Genomic DNA, 14,941 nt, shown 5'->3' with positions numbered 1-14,941 from the left:
AAACCCAGTCGCCCGCGATAAGGTGCTTGCCTGTCAGCATGTCAGTCTCCGATTGTTGGCCGGCGGAACCGGGGGTTTCACACCCCCGGACCCCCGTGGGATATTTGAAAACAGATAATGGGGTCAGGCGGTCTGTCTTGTCCGTGAGGCGCGCACAAGCGCACTGAGCAGGGCGTAGCCCCAGAGCAGCAGGACGCAGATGCCCAGAACAGCGGCGATGGGACGGTCGAAGAATGCCGTCAGATCACCGCCCGACTTGATCATCGAGGTCATGAACATGCGTTCGAACATGGGGCCAAGCACAAGCCCAAGGATGACGGGCGCGACCGGAAAGCCGTTTTCTTCCATCAACCAGCCAAACACCCCCATGGCGAGCATGACAATGATACCGAACGGAGAGTTTGTCATGGCGAAGGCGCCGACCAGACAAAAGCTGAGCACCATGGGCAAAAGGATGCGGCGCGGCACGCGCAGCACCTGACGCGCGGCACGGACGGCGGCCCAGCCCAAAGGCAGCATGAGAAGGGTGGAAAGAATGAAAATGAGGAATACCGCGTAAATCAACTGAGGATTTTGCAGGAAGACTGTGGGTCCGGGGTTCAGCCCCTTCATGTAGAGCACGCCGATCACGATGGCCGTCACGCTGTCGCCCGGGATGCCAAAGACAAGGGCCGGGATCCAGGATCCGCCGACTGCGGCATTATTGGCAGAGGAGGCATCAACCAAGCCTTCGACATGGCCCTTGCCATAGGCCTGTGGCGTTTTCGAAAAGCGTTTCGAGACGGCATAGGCCATCCAGGCTGCGATATCGGCCCCTGCACCTGGCAAAGCTCCGATCAATGTGCCCAACATTGAACTTCGCAAGATGTTCTTGGGATGCTTGCGGACGACCGCACCCACACCTTTGAACAATGACCCGGGGGAGGGCGGCACGACCTGTACCGGTTCTGCGGCGTTGAGGCGGATGACGCCGCGCAGGATCTCGGCCAGCGCAAAGAGGCCGATCATGGCCGGAATGAACTCGACCCCCGCCAGCAGGTCTGTGCTGCCGAAGGTGAAGCGGGGGACACCGGTCGTGGGGTCAAGCCCGACGGTGGCAAGGGTGAGGCCGATCAGCAGCGCTATCCCCGCCTTGAGCGGCGCGGAGGAGGCGATGAAAATGGCACAGGACAAGCCAAGCGCTGCAAGCCAGAAGTATTCGTATGAGGTGAACTTGAGCGCAAATTCGGCGAGGGTGGGGGCGGCAAGGAACAGGACCGCGATCCCGAACATCCCGCCGATGCAAGACACAACCAGGCTGACCCCCAGCGCCAGGTTCAGCTTGCCTTGCTGCGCCAAGCGATGGCTGTCTTCCACATAGGCCGCAGATGCGGGGGTGCCGGGAATGCGCAGAAGCGCGCCGGGAATGTCTCCGGCAAAGATTGCCATGCCACTGGCGGTCACGATGGCTGCGAGGGCAGGGATCGGATCCATGAAGAAGGTGATCGGCACCAGAAGCGCGGTTGCCATTGTGGCTGTCAGGCCGGGCATCGCGCCGACAAACATGCCGAACATGCCCGCCAGCAAGGCGGTCAGCAGAACTGTCGGATCCATCACAAGAAGCGCGGCAACATAAATGGTGTCGAAGGTACCCATTCAAAGCACTCCTTCCAGCAGGCCACGGGGCAGGGGCACGCGCAGCAGCCCGGCAAAAAGCCACCAGCACAGCAGGCTGCCTGCGATGGCAAGACCCAAGGAGGAGAGTGCCGACAGCCGCACCGTTAGAAAGAGCAGCGTCAGACCCACAATCGAAACCGCCAGATAGCCAAATGTTCCGGCCAGCAGGATCTGACCGAGGATCAGGACCATCACCATTGCGACAGGCAGCAACCCGCGGGCCGTTTTGAGTTCGGGGTCAAGGGAGAGAACAGAAGGGGTGATTTTCGCCGTCCTGCGCGCAAGGATATCGCTGATGACCAGCAGGCCGCCGCCAATCATCAATCCCAGGCCCAGCAGGCTGGGAAGCAGGGATGCGCCGTGAGGCATGCCACCCGGATTGGGAAAGCCGGCTGCGGTCTGAAACACAAATAGCCCGACCGCCAAGAAAATCGCGCCCGAAAGGGCGTCTGTGACGCGCATGATACCTTCCCCCCAAATTCTGTAGGGGCGGGCATTGATTTATGCCCGCCCTTCGGTCCTGCGCCGGGGATCACCCCTGGCTCAGGCCCGCAGCACGCAAGGTTTCTCCCATTGCCACATCGGCCTCTGCCATCATGGCCGCATGCGCGGAGGGATCGAGGTATTCGATATTGAAGCCGCGATCGCCCATGAAGGCGACGAATTCGGGATCTGCCGCGATTTCGGCCAAGGCGTCAGAGATGGTTTGTGCCACATCGGCCGGCAGGTCCTTGGGTCCGCAAACGCCGCGCCAGGTTGCAAGCGCAAAATCGCCCCCACCGGCTTCGGCAAGCGTTGGCAGATCGGGGTGGCTGCTGGCACGCGCAGCCCCCATCAGCGCCAGATTAAGGGCGCGGCCCGCATCCACCATCGCCTTGGTTTCGGCCAGAGACACGGTGACGATATCGACGCCGCCGGCAATCAGATCCTGCATTGCGGGGGCAGAGCCTTCGGACGGCACCCAGATCACATGATCGGCGGCCAGACCAAGCGCCTTGAGCCAGCCGACGAGCGCCAGATGCCAGATACCGCCCTGGCCCGTGCCACTGGCCTTGAAGGTTCCGGGCGCAGAGCTGCGGATCGCTTCGGTGAGTGCCGCGATATCCTTGTAGGGGCTGTCCGCGGACACAGTGACAGCGGGGCTGTCCGCATTCATCAGGCCGAGCGCAGTATAGTTGTCAGGGCCAAGCTCGGTCAGGCCAAGGTGGTGCATCATGGTGATTTCCACCGTCACAATGCCCAAGGTGTAGCCGTCCGCTTCGGCCGAGGCGATGGCCGAATGCCCGACAACCCCCGCCCCGCCGGTGCGGTTGACCACAGAAAAGGGCTGACCCAACCGCTTTTCCAGCAAGGCCGCGATCATGCGAGCGGTCGCATCCGTGCCCCCGCCAGCCCCCCACGGAACCAGCAAAGTGACCGGGCGGTCAGGGTAGCCTGCCGCCAGAGCGCGGGCCGGGCTGAGGCCGAAGGCACCAAGGGCCGCAGCCCCTTGCAAGAGTTGCCGACGGGTTGGTTTGATGAAATTGGTCATAAGGTTCCTCCCTTTTGATCTATGGTCTGGCATGGCAGGCCAGTTTCAGGCGGCAGATGCGGCCCTGAAATCTTCTTCGGCTGCGCGCAGCAAGATGGCCGCCTTCGCGATCTCTGCGCGGCGATCGTCTGGCACAGGTGAACTTGGCAGCAGGATCGGCCCGGTCTCCGCGATGCCAGCAAGCGCAACAGCCTCGTGCAGCACACGGATCTCATTGATCTGCCCCCGAAGATTTTCGAGCGGCTGAATGGGCCGCAAAAGCGCTTCGGCGCGGGTTTTGTCCCCCTGTTTCAGGGCCTGGAAGAGGGCGTTGGACAAAGATGGCGCGATACAGACAGAGCCTGCGGTGAACCCCGGCAGCCCGAAGTCCAGCATGTGCGGAATTGCAGGCGGCTCGCCAAAGCCCGAGATCACGCGCTGTGCGCCGATGGCTGCGATGATTTCGCTCAGATACGGGTCATCGCCACCAAGGTCACGCGGCACCGCATATTTCACCCCGAAAACAACACCTTCTGCGACCAGGTCGGCCAGCGTCTGGGCTGGAATGTACGCATCGGTCTTGATGTAGACCAAGAGCTGCACGCCCGCGTCTGCGGTGAAACGGCGCAGGGCGTTCGCCAGTCCTGTGTGGGTCAGCGGTGCCCCCATCGGCAGCAGCAAAGCCACCGGAAAATTGCGGGTTTTCAGAATGGCAGCCTGATCCGCCAGTTTGCCGGCGTCCGGCCCGACCGATGGCAGCAACCAGCTGTCAGGGGCAACCAAAGCCTCCAACCTGTCCAGCCAATCGGCATAAACCGACATCGGCCAATGCTGCGCCAATGCGTTCCCGCCATAGAGAAGCGTCGTGACGCTGCCTCCTTCCAGATGACGGATCACCGCCCCGTTTGCAGCATCGTCAAATGTGCCATCAGCCGTGCGGGCCAAGGGCGGAACAGCCATGATGGACAGGGCCAGATCAACGGGGGTTACAGTATGGCGCATGGGCTCGGATCCTTGTTGGTCGTAAAAACGGGTAACTGTGATTCCAATATTAGTCAATAGTTGTAAACAAAGTAAAAAGCAGATATCAGAACCCAGCGTTTTCAGGAGAGCAGGATGAAACACATCAAGGTAGCGATTGCCGGGGCAGGAGCGATCAGCGAATTTCACTTGAAGGGATGGCAAGCCCAGGAGGCGGTGTCTTTGGTGGCCATCTGCGACCCCGACCGGGAAAAGGCCCAAGAGAGGGCGCGCGCGTTCGGTATTGCGCAGGTCTTTACCGACGTGGCCGAGATGTTGTCGGCAACCAAGCCGGATGCCATCGACATCATCACCCCGGTGGGCACCCATGCGCCATTGGTCAGGCTGGCAGCAGACCATGCTGCGCATGTGATGTGCCAAAAGCCGATGACACCCACTGTTGCCGAGGCGGAAGCGCTGATCGCGGATGTGGGCGATCGCGTTCGGTTCATGGTGCACGAGAACTACCGGTTCAGGCCGCATTACGCTGAAATCGCGCGCCGCGTTCAGGCGGGCGAGATCGGCACCCTGCGCCATGCGCGCCTCACGGTCAGATCGTCTTCACTGTTCGATTATCCCGGCAAGGTGCCATTCCTGCTGGGCCGCCAGCCCTATCTGGCAGGGTTCAAGCGGCTCCTGGTGTTTGAAGTGCTGATCCACCACCTTGATGCCTTGCGCTCGGTCTTGGGCGAGATGGAAATCTTGTCCGCCCGGTTGGACCGTATCAACCCCGATCTGCAAGGTGAAGATGTCGCGCTTGTGACCCTCAAGACCGCGCAGGGGGCGCTGATCCAGATTGATGCCAATATTTCCGCCCTTGGGTATCCGCCGCTGCCGACCGATCGCCTGGAATTGCTGGGCGATGCCGATACGCTGATCTTTGACCGTGATCGTATTTTCCGCCTGTCACGACCAGAAGAGTTGTCGTTGCATGACCTGACCGCGAATTATCAGGCTTGCTTTACCGGCGCTGTGACCGAGTTTGTTTCAGGTTTGCGCAGCGGCAAACCGTTTGCGACCGACAGGCTGGACAATTTGCAGACCCTGCGTCTTATGGAATCGATCTACCGGATCGCGGGCGTCGATGTATAGATCCAGCAGCAGGGGACGGTCATGACACCATCAGGACGGCGCGAACCGACTTTGGCCGATCAGGTCTATGATCGCCTGCTTTCGGATATCGTCGAAGGCCGGTATCCGCTGCAATCGCGCCTTCCCCCTGAAGAAGTGCTCGCGCAGGTCTGCGGCGTATCGCGCCCTGTCTTGCGCACGGCACTGGCGCGCCTGCGCGATGACGGGATGATCGCCTCTCGCCGCGGATCAGGGAATTATGTGGCGCGGCGTCCGGATCGGTCGGTGATGAAGTTTGTTCCCCTTGGGTCGATCACCGATATTCAACGGTGTTATGAGTTCCGAGCCGACGTCGAAAGCGCCGCTGCAGCCTGGGCAGCGCAACGGCGCGATGAAAACGATCTTGCCGCCCTCGAAGAGGCGCATCACCACATGGCGGCAAGCTATCTGCAACAAGCCCTGGGCGTCGAAGCGGATCAACTGCTGCATGTCTCGATTGCAAAGGCGACAAAGAACCCTTTCTTCCAGACGGTGCTGGAATCTTTGGCGACGCAGATCACCTTCGGCATGCAGCTTTCACGGTCCTTGACGTTGTTGGCGCCACCCGATCGCCAGGCCATCGTCCAGGCCGAGCATCAGGCCATCATCGACGCGATCAAGGACCAGAATCCCGAAGCAGCCGCCTTGGCAATGCGGCGTCACATCATGGGCGCGCGCGACAGGATGTTTGTCGGCAGCCCGTGACACCGGACATCTCAGCGCCGGGCGCAGCTTCAACAAGGGGCGGAAAGCGACAAGCCCTGGACAGGCGGGTATAAGACCGTGGCCTGTTCGGGCAGATCTGTCCTAGTCATAGGCCCGCCCACGCTGAAGCAGAAAACCTGCGAGATCCCTAATGGACAAGGAGGGCGGTCAGTAATTTTATCGACTGTGAAAGGCGGAAATGGTGGCAGCCCGTAGGGGAGTCGAACCCCTCTTCCCAGGTTGAAAACCTGGTGTCCTAACCGATAGACGAACGGGCCACGCTGTCGGTGGGGGGTGTGTAGTGGTACGGGCCGTGACTCGCAAGAGGAAAAACGCGCGATGTCAGCTGCGCGCGGGTGCGGCGTCTTCCAGCCGCAGTTGCACCTTGGTGCGGCCCCCCCAGTGGTTCAGCTCCAGCCGCCCGGCCAGATGGAAGCGCCGGTGCCCTGCATTGTCCAGCGCGGGACCAAGGGGGCTGTCATAGGCCCCGAAGGCCATCGCCTCCACCTTTGCGCCCATGCCGTCGGACACGGCCAGCTTCAGGTGCTTGTCGCCGATCCGGCGCGGGGTGACGGCAACATCGGCAAAGGCAAAGCGCGGTGCAGGGGCTCCTTGGCCGAAAGGGCCCGCCGCCTCGAGCTGTTCGACGAAGGCGGGGGTGCAGGCTGATGGCATCAGCAGGCTGTCGATGCGCAGCGCGCGCGGGCCTTCGACCCCGGCACCCTGGCGGCCCAACAGATCGGACAGACGCGCCATGGCCTCTTCCAGCCGGTCTTGTGCCACGGTCAGGCCCGCCGCCATCTTGTGGCCGCCCCCCTTGAGAAGCAGCCCTTCGGCGGCTGCGCGCTGCACGGCCGCCCCCAGATCCACAGCCGCGACCGATCGGCCTGATCCTTTGCCGATCCCGTCCTCCAGCCCGATCACGATGGCGGGGCGGTTGAACGCCTCTTTCAGTCGCGCCGCCACGATGCCGACGACGCCGGGGTGCCAGCCCTCAGCCGCGGCCCAGACCAGCGGGGCGTCCACCCCGCGCGCCTCGGCCTGTGCCATCGCTTCTTCGCGGACACGTTCGGTGATGTCGCGCCGCTCAGCGTTCAACTGGTCCAGCCTTGCGGCCATGGCGGCCGCCGCGCGCGGGTCGTCGGTGGCGAGCAGGCGCGCGCCCAGATCGGCCTGCCCGATCCGGCCGCCCGCGTTCACCCGTGGTCCCAGCACAAAGCCAAGCGCGTAGGGCGTGGGGGCCTGATCCATGCGGGCCACATCGGCCAGCGCCACCAGCCCGGCGCGGTCGCGGCGGGCCATCACCTTCAGCCCCTGCCGCACAAGCGCGCGGTTCACACCGATCAAAGGGGCCACATCGGCCACGGTGGCCAGCGCCACAAGGTCGAGCATTGCCATCAGATCCGGGCCCTGCACGCTTTCTGCCCGCAGGCGGCGGTTGGCCTCGACCAGCATCAGAAACACCACGGACGCCGCGCACAGATGCGCGAGCGCGCCGGTTTCGTCCTGCCGGTTCGGGTTCACCACGGCCACGGCTGCAGGCAGGGTATCGGTGCCAAGGTGATGGTCCAGCACCACCACATCGCAGCCCGCCGCCGCGATAGGGTCATGGGAAAGCGTGCCGCAATCGACGCAGAGGATCAGGTCATGCGCGGCCCCCAGCGCCTGCATTGCCTCTACATTGGGGCCATAGCCCTCATCAATGCGGTCGGGGATGTACAGCGTCGCCTCGCGCCCCATGGCGCGCAGCCAGATGATCAGCAAGGCAGCAGAGGCCCCGCCATCGACATCGTAATCGGCAAAGACCGCGATCCGCTGGCGCTGTTTCACAGCGTGCAGGAAACGGTCAGTCGCAGCTCCCATGTCGCGCAGGGTCAGCGGGTCGGGCAGCAGGTCGCGCAAGGAAGGGGCAAGGAAGGCGGGGGCATCGGCGGGAGATATGCCGCGCCGGACCAGCGTGTGGCACAGCGCCATCGGCAGGCGGGTCTGTTGCGCCATGGCTTCGGCCAGACGTTCCTCTTCCAGCCCGGGGCCGGTCCAGCGGCGGCCGAGGACGGAGGCGTCGACGTTGAGAAAGGCGCGTTGGGTCATGCGGGCGGTCTGCACCAACTGGGGCGGGTCTTCAACCTGAAAGGCCGCTTTGGCGCAAAGGGCGGGGGCGCGCCGCGCGGGAGTATTTGGGAAAGCTGCGATGCGAGGGGGCGCAGGGTTTGCCTGCGCCCCGACCGATCAGCGACGGATCGGGTTGCGGTAGGTCATGCGGCGGACCGAGCCGGTTTTGGACCGCATCAGGATGGTTTCGGTCGTCAGGTGGCCCGGCTCGCGCTTGATGCCGGCCAGCAGGCTGCCGTCGGTGACGCCGGTGGCGGCAAAGATCACGTCGCCGCGCACGAGATCATCACGCGTGTAGACGCGGTCGAAGTTCTCGATCCCGGCCTTGCGGGCGCGGGCGCGTTCATCGTCGTTGCGGAACAGGAGCTTGCCGAAGAACTGGCCGCCCATGCATTTCAGCGCCGCCGCCGCCAGCACGCCTTCTGGTGCGCCGCCCGACCCCATGTACATGTCGATGCCGGTGAGGTCTGGTTCGGCGCAATGCATGACACCGGCCACGTCGCCATCGGTGATCAGGCGGATGGCGGCACCGGTGGAGCGGATTTCGGCGATCATCTCTTCGTGGCGGGGGCGTTCCAGCACGCAGACGGTGATGTCATTGGTGGAGCAGCCCTTGGCGGCGGCCAGCGCCGACACCCGTTCGGAGGGGGTCATGGTCAGCGTCACGGTGCCGATGCGGTGGCCGGGGCCGATGGCGAGCTTTTCCATATAGACGTCGGGGGCGTGCAGCAGCGTGCCGCGTGGGGCCATGGCGATGACGGTCAGGGCGTTGGGCATGTCCTTGGCGGTCAGCGTGGTGCCTTCCAGCGGGTCCAGCGCGATATCCACCGCCGGGCCGTTGCCGGTGCCGACCTCTTCGCCGATGTAGAGCATCGGGGCCTCGTCGCGCTCGCCTTCGCCGATCACGACCACGCCTTTGATATCCAGAAGGTTCAGCTGGTCCCGCATCGCGTTCACCGCCGCCTGATCGGCGGCCTTTTCGTCACCGCGCCCGATCAGCCCGGCGCTGGCCAGCGCAGCTGCTTCGGACACGCGGGCAAGGCCGAGGGAGAGCAGGCGGTCCTGAAACTCGGCGACTTTGGGCGGGGCGACGGTCATGATCTGTCCTTTGGTTGGGAAATGCGTTGCCGTGGGTGTAGCCTGCCGGGTTCGCGCAGGGCAAGCATGATGGCGCTAACCGGGGCGGGAAAGGGGGAGGGGGCCGAGGCGGGGCGGGCCAGGGCTTCCCCCTGTGTTACAGGCTTTGAAGAGACATGAAATCAAAGGCTTGGCTTTGGATATTCATGATTTGTTAAAGGTTTGCCTGCGGGACTGTCACGACCGGGGGGCCAGCCCCCCCCCAGTCCATTGGTGTCTTGACCCAATGGCGAAACCAATGGACTACCCCCGGGATAGTTTTCAACAGATAAGGAAGGAAGGCGCGCAGTGCCGCAGCCCGCGCGGATGGGCCGCGGGTCTGGTCTGGTCTGGTCTGGTCTGGTGTGGTGTTCAGACCTGTTCGATGCGGATGGCCACGGGGGCGCCGATCAGCACGCCGGTGGGACCGAACTGATCCAGCGCGAAGGCCACATCGGCGGGCTGCGCCTTGTGGGTCACGATCAGCACGGTGGCCTTGTTATCGGCCGCGTCCGGCTGGTTCAGCTGGCGCATCTGGTCGATGGAGATGCCGGCCTCGCCCAGAGCGGTGGCGATCTTGGCCAGGGCACCGGGTTTGTCGAGCAGGGTCATGCGCAGGTAATAGGGGGCAGGCGTGGCGGATTTCGCCGCCACCGGATCGGCCAGAGAGGACGCCGGGCGGCCAAAGGTCGAGAGCCGCGTGCCGCGCGCGATGTCGATGACATCGGCCATCACGGCGCTGGCGGTCGGGCCTTCGCCTGCACCGGCCCCGCGCATCACGATCTGGCCGACGGAATCGCCTTCGAGCACCACCATATTGGTGCCGCCCTGCAACTGGCCGAGCGGGCTTTCGGCGGGCACAAGACAGGGGGTCATGCGCTGTTCCAGACCGCGCCCGGTCATCTGCGCCACGCCCAGCAGCTTGATGTGATAGCCCATGTCATCGGCGAGCGTGATATCCTCGATCGAGACATTGCCGATGCCTTCGAGTTCCACCTTGTCAAAGCTGACCTTGGTGCCGAAGGCGATGGCGGCCAGCAGCGACAGTTTGTGGCCCGCGTCGATGCCGCCGACATCGAGGTTCGGGTCAGCCTCCAGATAGCCAAGCTGGCGGGCCTCTTCGAACACCGTTTCATAGGGCAGGCCAGAGGACTGCATCCGGGTGAGGATGTAATTGCAGGTGCCGTTCATCACGCCCATGACGCGGGTGATCTGATTGCCGGCCAGACCTTCGGTCAGGGTCTTGATGACCGGGATGCCGCCGGCCACGGCGGCCTCGAACCGGATCACCCGGCCTTGCGCCTCGGCGGCCATGGCAAGCGCGTGGCCGTGATGGGCCAGCAGCGCCTTGTTGGCGGTGACCACATCCTTGCCCGATGCAATTGCGGCTTCGGTCGCCAGACGGGCCGGGCCTTCGTGGCCGCCCATCACCTCGACAAACACGTCGATATCCGCGCGTTGGGCCAGGGCCACCGGGTCGGTTTCCCAGGGGTAGTCGGACAGGTCGGCATCGCGGTTCTTTTGCGGATCGCGGGCCGAGACGGCCGTGATCACCACCGGACGACCCGCGCGGGCCGCGATCAGATCGGCATGGCGCTGCACGATCTTGACCACACCGATGCCGACGGTGCCCAGTCCGGCAAGACCGATGCGCAGGGGGGCGGGCTTGGAGGGGGCGGTCATGGGATACTCCGTCATCAGCATGTGCTGCGGTCTTAGCCTGACTGCGGGGCCAAGGCAACGCGGCGCGGGTGCGGTCGGAAGGGGGTTATTCGCTGCGCAAGGCTGCGGCCCGGGCGCGCAGGCGGCTGGCGCGCGCCTCGACCGGGGCGACGGCACCGGCACCGCTGCCCACCGCATCCGCCTGTGCCAGGACCCCGTCGAGGGGCACCAGAACCGGGGCGGGGCCGGGTGCTGGGGCGCTGCTCTGGGCCACGATGCCGGGCAGGGGGGCGCAGGCGCATAGTGCCAGGCCAAAGGCTGCAACGAACAGAGACCTGACCCGAGCGGGCAGGGGACGGGGGCGCGGGGGGGCAGGCGGTATCATCGGATCATCCATCGGCGGCCCGAGGGGGGCCATGCGCCGACCCTAGGCAGGTTCGGCGGACGGGGCAAGGGGCGGGGGGCGGCACAGGACGGGCGGTAACCCCCTATCGCCACGATCGGCGCTGGTCTAAGTCTGCGGGGCAGAGTGCCAACCCCGGAGCCGCCGATGCCTGACCAGAGTGCCCAGACCCAGCCCGTCCTTGCCGAGTTGCGGCCTTCGCCGCCGCGCCGGGGGGTGGGCGTCACCGTTCTGGCGGTGATGGGCGGCTTTATGGTCTATCTGGCCATGGCCCGTCCGTCAGAGCAGATCGGCTGGACCGTTTTTCTGCTTGGCTTCGGGCTGGCCGGTCTGTGGCTTGCGGTGCGGATGTGGCAATCGACCGGGCAAGGCTTGCGTCTGACCCGGACGGCGTTGATCGATCACAACGGGATGGTGCTGACGCGCGTGGATCAGATCCGCGCGGTCCGTCGCGGGGTGTTTGCCTTCAAGCCGGCGGGGGGATTTACCCTGTTGCTGGCAGCACCCGCCCCGCGCGGCTGGGCCCCGGGGCTGTGGTGGCGGTTGGGCCGTTCGGTCGGTGTGGGCGGGGTCACCCACCGGCACGAGGCGCGCTATATGGCCGAGGTGCTGGAAGAGATGATCCGCACCGGCCGGCCGTGACGCAGGCGCCGGTCAGCTGCAGGCAACGCCGCGCAGGCAAATTCGTGACATGAAGCGGGGGCGGGTCACGACAACCTGATAGACGCTGTCCATATCCAGCGCCTGCATCGCCCAGTTGGTCAGGCTGAACATCGGTTCGAAGTCCACCATCGCCTCGACCACAATCAGGGCGTCACCGTCAAACATCACCGGAAGATGGTCCTGGATGATGTCCAGCGAAGAGGTGGTCAGCCGCGGAAGGGTGGTGGCGCTGGACCGTGACCACAGCACGCGATAGCCGTCTGTATCGCTGAAAAAGATGCTGGTGACGCGGGTTCTGGTCGGCAGCGTGTCACCCATCATGTATTGCATGGTCGTGAACATGCCGTTCACATAGGTCTCGGACACGCCTTGCATGTCCTGGTTGCGGGTCAGCAGGTCGGAGACCGAATAGGCGGCCTTTTGCGACCGGTTGGACACGTCGAACGCGTCCCAATAGGTGAAGGTGCCGAAGATGCAGAACAGATAGAGCGGCAGCATCAGCATCATTTCCATCGAGGCGATACCGTGCTCGTCGCGGGCAAAGCCGCGCAGCCGGGGCAGGAAGCGTTTGAGGAATGCGGGGCGTTTCATGATGTTGCAGGTGTCCTCAGGACGGTTCGTTGACGAAGCTGGAGATGGCGGCGATGCCGATGCCGCCGGTGCTGTCCTTGGTCAACATGCGTCCGAACATGGCGTCGGGCAGCAGGACCGGGATGATGATGCAGGCGCGCACCAGCATCAGTTCCTGCTGACGCCCCGGCGAGAAGGCGACGACGGGCTGGATTTCCTCGTCGTTGTTGACGCAGGTCACCGGGGTCTGCGGCATGGCCCAGGTGGCGGTGGATACCGGCTGAAGCTCGATCATCATCTGATCTTCGCAATTGCCGATGATGGTGGCGCGTGAACAGATCGCAGCCTTGAGCTTGTCAGCGGTCGGGTCTTCGACCTGACCCAGCCGCAATTCGCGCATCGAGACGTCCAGCGCGTGGTCGAGCATGACCGATTTGATCGTGATGATCCCCAGGTCCGCCGCCCAGAAGAACAGGCCAAGGTACAGCGGGAAAAACAACGCGAATTCCACCGAGGCGAGGCCACGCTCATCCTTGCGGAAGGGGCGGAACAGGGTGCGGATGCGACGGATCATTGGGTCAGTTTCAACTGGCTGATGTTGGTGGCGATGGAGCGGAAGGCGGTCCGGATTTCCAGCCCGCGCGCGTTGAAGTAATGCGCGGGCGAGCTGGCACAATTGGCGATGGCGGTGCGGCCATTGGTCGGGGCCTCGAAGGCGATGCCATAGACCAGCACGTCGCGGGCGCTCGCCAGATCGCAGACCGCCTGCAACTGGTTGTTCATCGTGGAGATGGGGGTCTGGGTGCGCATCGCGTTCACCTGCGCCGAATAGTTGGTGCCAAGCGGGCGCGCATAAAGCTGGTAGGCGACCCAGGTCAGGCGGACACGTTCCCACATCTGCGGCCAGGTCTGGCGCACGGCGTTCGAGCCGTCATAGGGTTGCGAATTCCAGGAATTGTTATGCGGATAGTAAAAATCGTTTGATCCGGGCTGGTTGTGATACACCGAATACCGCCCGTCGCGACCGCGCCAGATTGGCGCGTCGCCAAAGCGGTAACCGGCATTCACCCGCTCTTCGGCAAAATGCTCGCCATCGGTCATCAGCACGATGATTTTCATCGCGTCTTCGGCGTTATAGGCAAAGGGACGGTCGCCGAAATAAGAGGGTGTCTGTCCGGCGGCGACCATGCCGGTGTAGAGCGAGTTTGCCGAAGGATCGAGCAGGGCCATGCCCCATTTCATCCCCGCATTGATCGAGGTTGCGCCAATGGCCGTCAGGTTGGAGATATGGCTTTTGAGCTGCGCCTTGTTGTTGGTCGGCGCGCGGATCACGTTTACGGTCGATGGCGGGCACCAGCGATTTCCGGGCTCGACCACTGCATAATCGCTGTCTGTCGGCGAGATGTAGCCACCTGCGGTCGAAGAGAATGTATCGGCATGGGCGGTCACCGGCATGGCTGCGGTGCGCGACAGCCCCAGGCTGCTATAGGTGGAGGCCGGCAGGTCAAAGCAGTTCACATTGTTGACGCCGTGATCATCCTGGGCGTTGAACATGTTTTGCATGTATTGCGGCAAGTTCACCTGACCGTTGTAGGGCACGATGCCGATCGAGACGCGGTTTTCGAAGTCCTGATCCAGAACCGTATCGATGAATTCATTGGCCGCCGATTTCAGGTTGGTCAGCTTGGTGCCGCTCATCGAGCCGGACACGTCCAGAACCAGCATGATTTCAATGTTGTTGATGCGCTGTTCGGCCTGAGACACGCCGGCTGCAAGCAGCTTGGTGCTGTCGGTCAGGTCATAGAGGTTCATGAAGATCGGCGTGAGTTCGGTTTCCGCTTCCGCGCGGACGGTTGAGCCATTGAAGGTGCGTTCGTATTGCACCAGCTTGAGATTGTCGGCCAATCCGGCTTTGGCGAAATAGTCGCGCACCACGTCTTCGGCGTCCAGTTCCTGGGTCAGGGACGCGGCGGCCAGCGTGGCGCGGTCCAGCGTCTGCTGCTGCTTGGTCCGGACCGTCTCAAAATGGATGATGTCGACGCCAATGCCTGCCACCGTCATCATCAAGGTCAGCATGACGACGGTGAAGGCGATGATATGCCCGTCTTCATCCCGGATGAAACGGGTGACAGCCTGGCGCGAGCGAGTTTTTGCAGCACTGAACATTCCGTGGTCCATTTCAATGTCCCTGATTGCCATGCCCCCGCCCCCACGGAGGTCTGGCCAGCGTTATCTGGGGATACTTGATGCACACAGCGCGGCGAAATTATGGCGCAGACCCGGCACAGGCTGCTGTACCGGGCTTGCGCGCAACGATCGGGCCCATGGCGGGGAATTGTCGTGCGAATCGCAACAGACCAAGGCGATTTTCTATGTGCCACAGGGCTGGATTCGCCGTCCAGCGCGATGTCGCT

At 63.7% G+C, this 14,941-nt stretch carries 14 protein-coding genes and 1 tRNA gene; 3 read left to right on the top strand and 12 right to left on the bottom strand.

Annotated features, from left to right (window positions below; genetic code table 11):
• Positions 1-123 precede the first annotated feature (123 nt).
• The 4 genes from CXR43_RS16710 to CXR43_RS16695 all read right to left on the bottom strand — a co-directional run bounded on the left by CXR43_RS16710 (position 124) and on the right by CXR43_RS16695 (position 4,336).
• On the bottom strand, positions 124-1,635 hold the full coding sequence (locus CXR43_RS16710; RefSeq protein WP_103336141.1) for a tripartite tricarboxylate transporter permease: 1,512 nt from the start codon (positions 1,633-1,635) through the stop codon (positions 124-126).
• Complete coding sequence (locus CXR43_RS16705; protein WP_103336138.1) at positions 1,636-2,118, bottom strand: tripartite tricarboxylate transporter TctB family protein; 483 nt, start codon at positions 2,116-2,118, stop codon at positions 1,636-1,638. It abuts the gene before it with no gap.
• Positions 2,119-2,188: 70 nt separating this feature from the next.
• On the bottom strand, positions 2,189-3,187 hold the full coding sequence (locus tag CXR43_RS16700; RefSeq protein ID WP_103336136.1) for a Bug family tripartite tricarboxylate transporter substrate binding protein: 999 nt from the start codon (positions 3,185-3,187) through the stop codon (positions 2,189-2,191).
• A gap of 45 nt (positions 3,188-3,232) precedes the next feature.
• Complete coding sequence (locus CXR43_RS16695; RefSeq protein ID WP_146036548.1) at positions 3,233-4,336, bottom strand: dihydrodipicolinate synthase family protein; 1,104 nt, start codon at positions 4,334-4,336, stop codon at positions 3,233-3,235.
• On the opposite strand from CXR43_RS16695, the gene CXR43_RS16690 reads away from it, so the two are divergent.
• A complete protein-coding gene (locus CXR43_RS16690; protein ID WP_103336132.1) occupies positions 4,283-5,278 on the top strand; it encodes a Gfo/Idh/MocA family protein in 996 nt (331 codons plus the stop codon). The genes CXR43_RS16695 and CXR43_RS16690 overlap by 54 nt on opposite strands.
• A gap of 51 nt (positions 5,279-5,329) precedes the next feature.
• Complete coding sequence (locus tag CXR43_RS16685; protein ID WP_246831439.1) at positions 5,330-6,001, top strand: FadR/GntR family transcriptional regulator; 672 nt, start codon at positions 5,330-5,332, stop codon at positions 5,999-6,001.
• Between the two features lie 203 nt (positions 6,002-6,204).
• On the opposite strand, the gene CXR43_RS16680 is transcribed toward CXR43_RS16685, so the two are convergent.
• From CXR43_RS16680 to CXR43_RS16660, 5 genes are all read right to left on the bottom strand, one after another.
• Positions 6,205-6,279 (bottom strand) — tRNA-Glu (locus CXR43_RS16680).
• Positions 6,280-6,343: 64 nt separating this feature from the next.
• The gene (gene recJ, locus CXR43_RS16675; protein WP_103336161.1) at positions 6,344-8,092 is read right to left on the bottom strand and encodes a single-stranded-DNA-specific exonuclease RecJ; all 1,749 of its coding nucleotides are present in this window, start codon (positions 8,090-8,092) and stop codon (positions 6,344-6,346) included.
• Between the two features lie 138 nt (positions 8,093-8,230).
• The gene (gene glpX, locus CXR43_RS16670) at positions 8,231-9,211 is read right to left on the bottom strand and encodes a class II fructose-bisphosphatase (RefSeq protein ID WP_103336127.1); all 981 of its coding nucleotides are present in this window, start codon (positions 9,209-9,211) and stop codon (positions 8,231-8,233) included.
• 390 nt (positions 9,212-9,601) lie between these two features.
• A complete protein-coding gene (locus CXR43_RS16665) occupies positions 9,602-10,912 on the bottom strand; it encodes a homoserine dehydrogenase (protein ID WP_103336159.1) in 1,311 nt (436 codons plus the stop codon).
• Between the two features lie 85 nt (positions 10,913-10,997).
• Complete coding sequence (locus tag CXR43_RS16660) at positions 10,998-11,309, bottom strand: hypothetical protein (protein ID WP_146036547.1); 312 nt, start codon at positions 11,307-11,309, stop codon at positions 10,998-11,000.
• Between the two features lie 132 nt (positions 11,310-11,441).
• Here CXR43_RS16660 and CXR43_RS16655 point away from each other — a divergent pair, with 132 nt between their 5' ends.
• Entirely contained in the window at positions 11,442-11,936 is a 495-nt protein-coding gene (locus CXR43_RS16655) for a hypothetical protein (protein WP_103336121.1), read from the top strand.
• 12 nt (positions 11,937-11,948) lie between these two features.
• On the opposite strand, the gene CXR43_RS16650 is transcribed toward CXR43_RS16655, so the two are convergent.
• From CXR43_RS16650 to CXR43_RS16640, 3 genes are read right to left on the bottom strand one after another with little or no spacing between them, the layout of a single operon-like run.
• A complete protein-coding gene (locus CXR43_RS16650; protein ID WP_103336118.1) occupies positions 11,949-12,548 on the bottom strand; it encodes a TadE/TadG family type IV pilus assembly protein in 600 nt (199 codons plus the stop codon).
• 16 nt (positions 12,549-12,564) lie between these two features.
• The gene (locus tag CXR43_RS16645) at positions 12,565-13,101 is read right to left on the bottom strand and encodes a TadE/TadG family type IV pilus assembly protein (protein ID WP_103336115.1); all 537 of its coding nucleotides are present in this window, start codon (positions 13,099-13,101) and stop codon (positions 12,565-12,567) included.
• The gene (locus CXR43_RS16640; protein ID WP_168219871.1) at positions 13,098-14,693 is read right to left on the bottom strand and encodes a pilus assembly protein TadG-related protein; all 1,596 of its coding nucleotides are present in this window, start codon (positions 14,691-14,693) and stop codon (positions 13,098-13,100) included. The genes CXR43_RS16645 and CXR43_RS16640 overlap by 4 nt, the downstream gene beginning before the upstream one ends.
• Positions 14,694-14,941: the final 248 nt, after the last annotated feature.

This window comes from Pseudotabrizicola formosa, from assembly GCF_002900965.1.
In the GTDB taxonomy this organism is placed as follows: Bacteria; Pseudomonadota; Alphaproteobacteria; order Rhodobacterales; family Rhodobacteraceae; genus Pseudotabrizicola; species Pseudotabrizicola formosa.
Note: the sequence above shows the minus strand (reverse complement) of the source record. Positions and strands in the feature narration are given on the sequence as shown.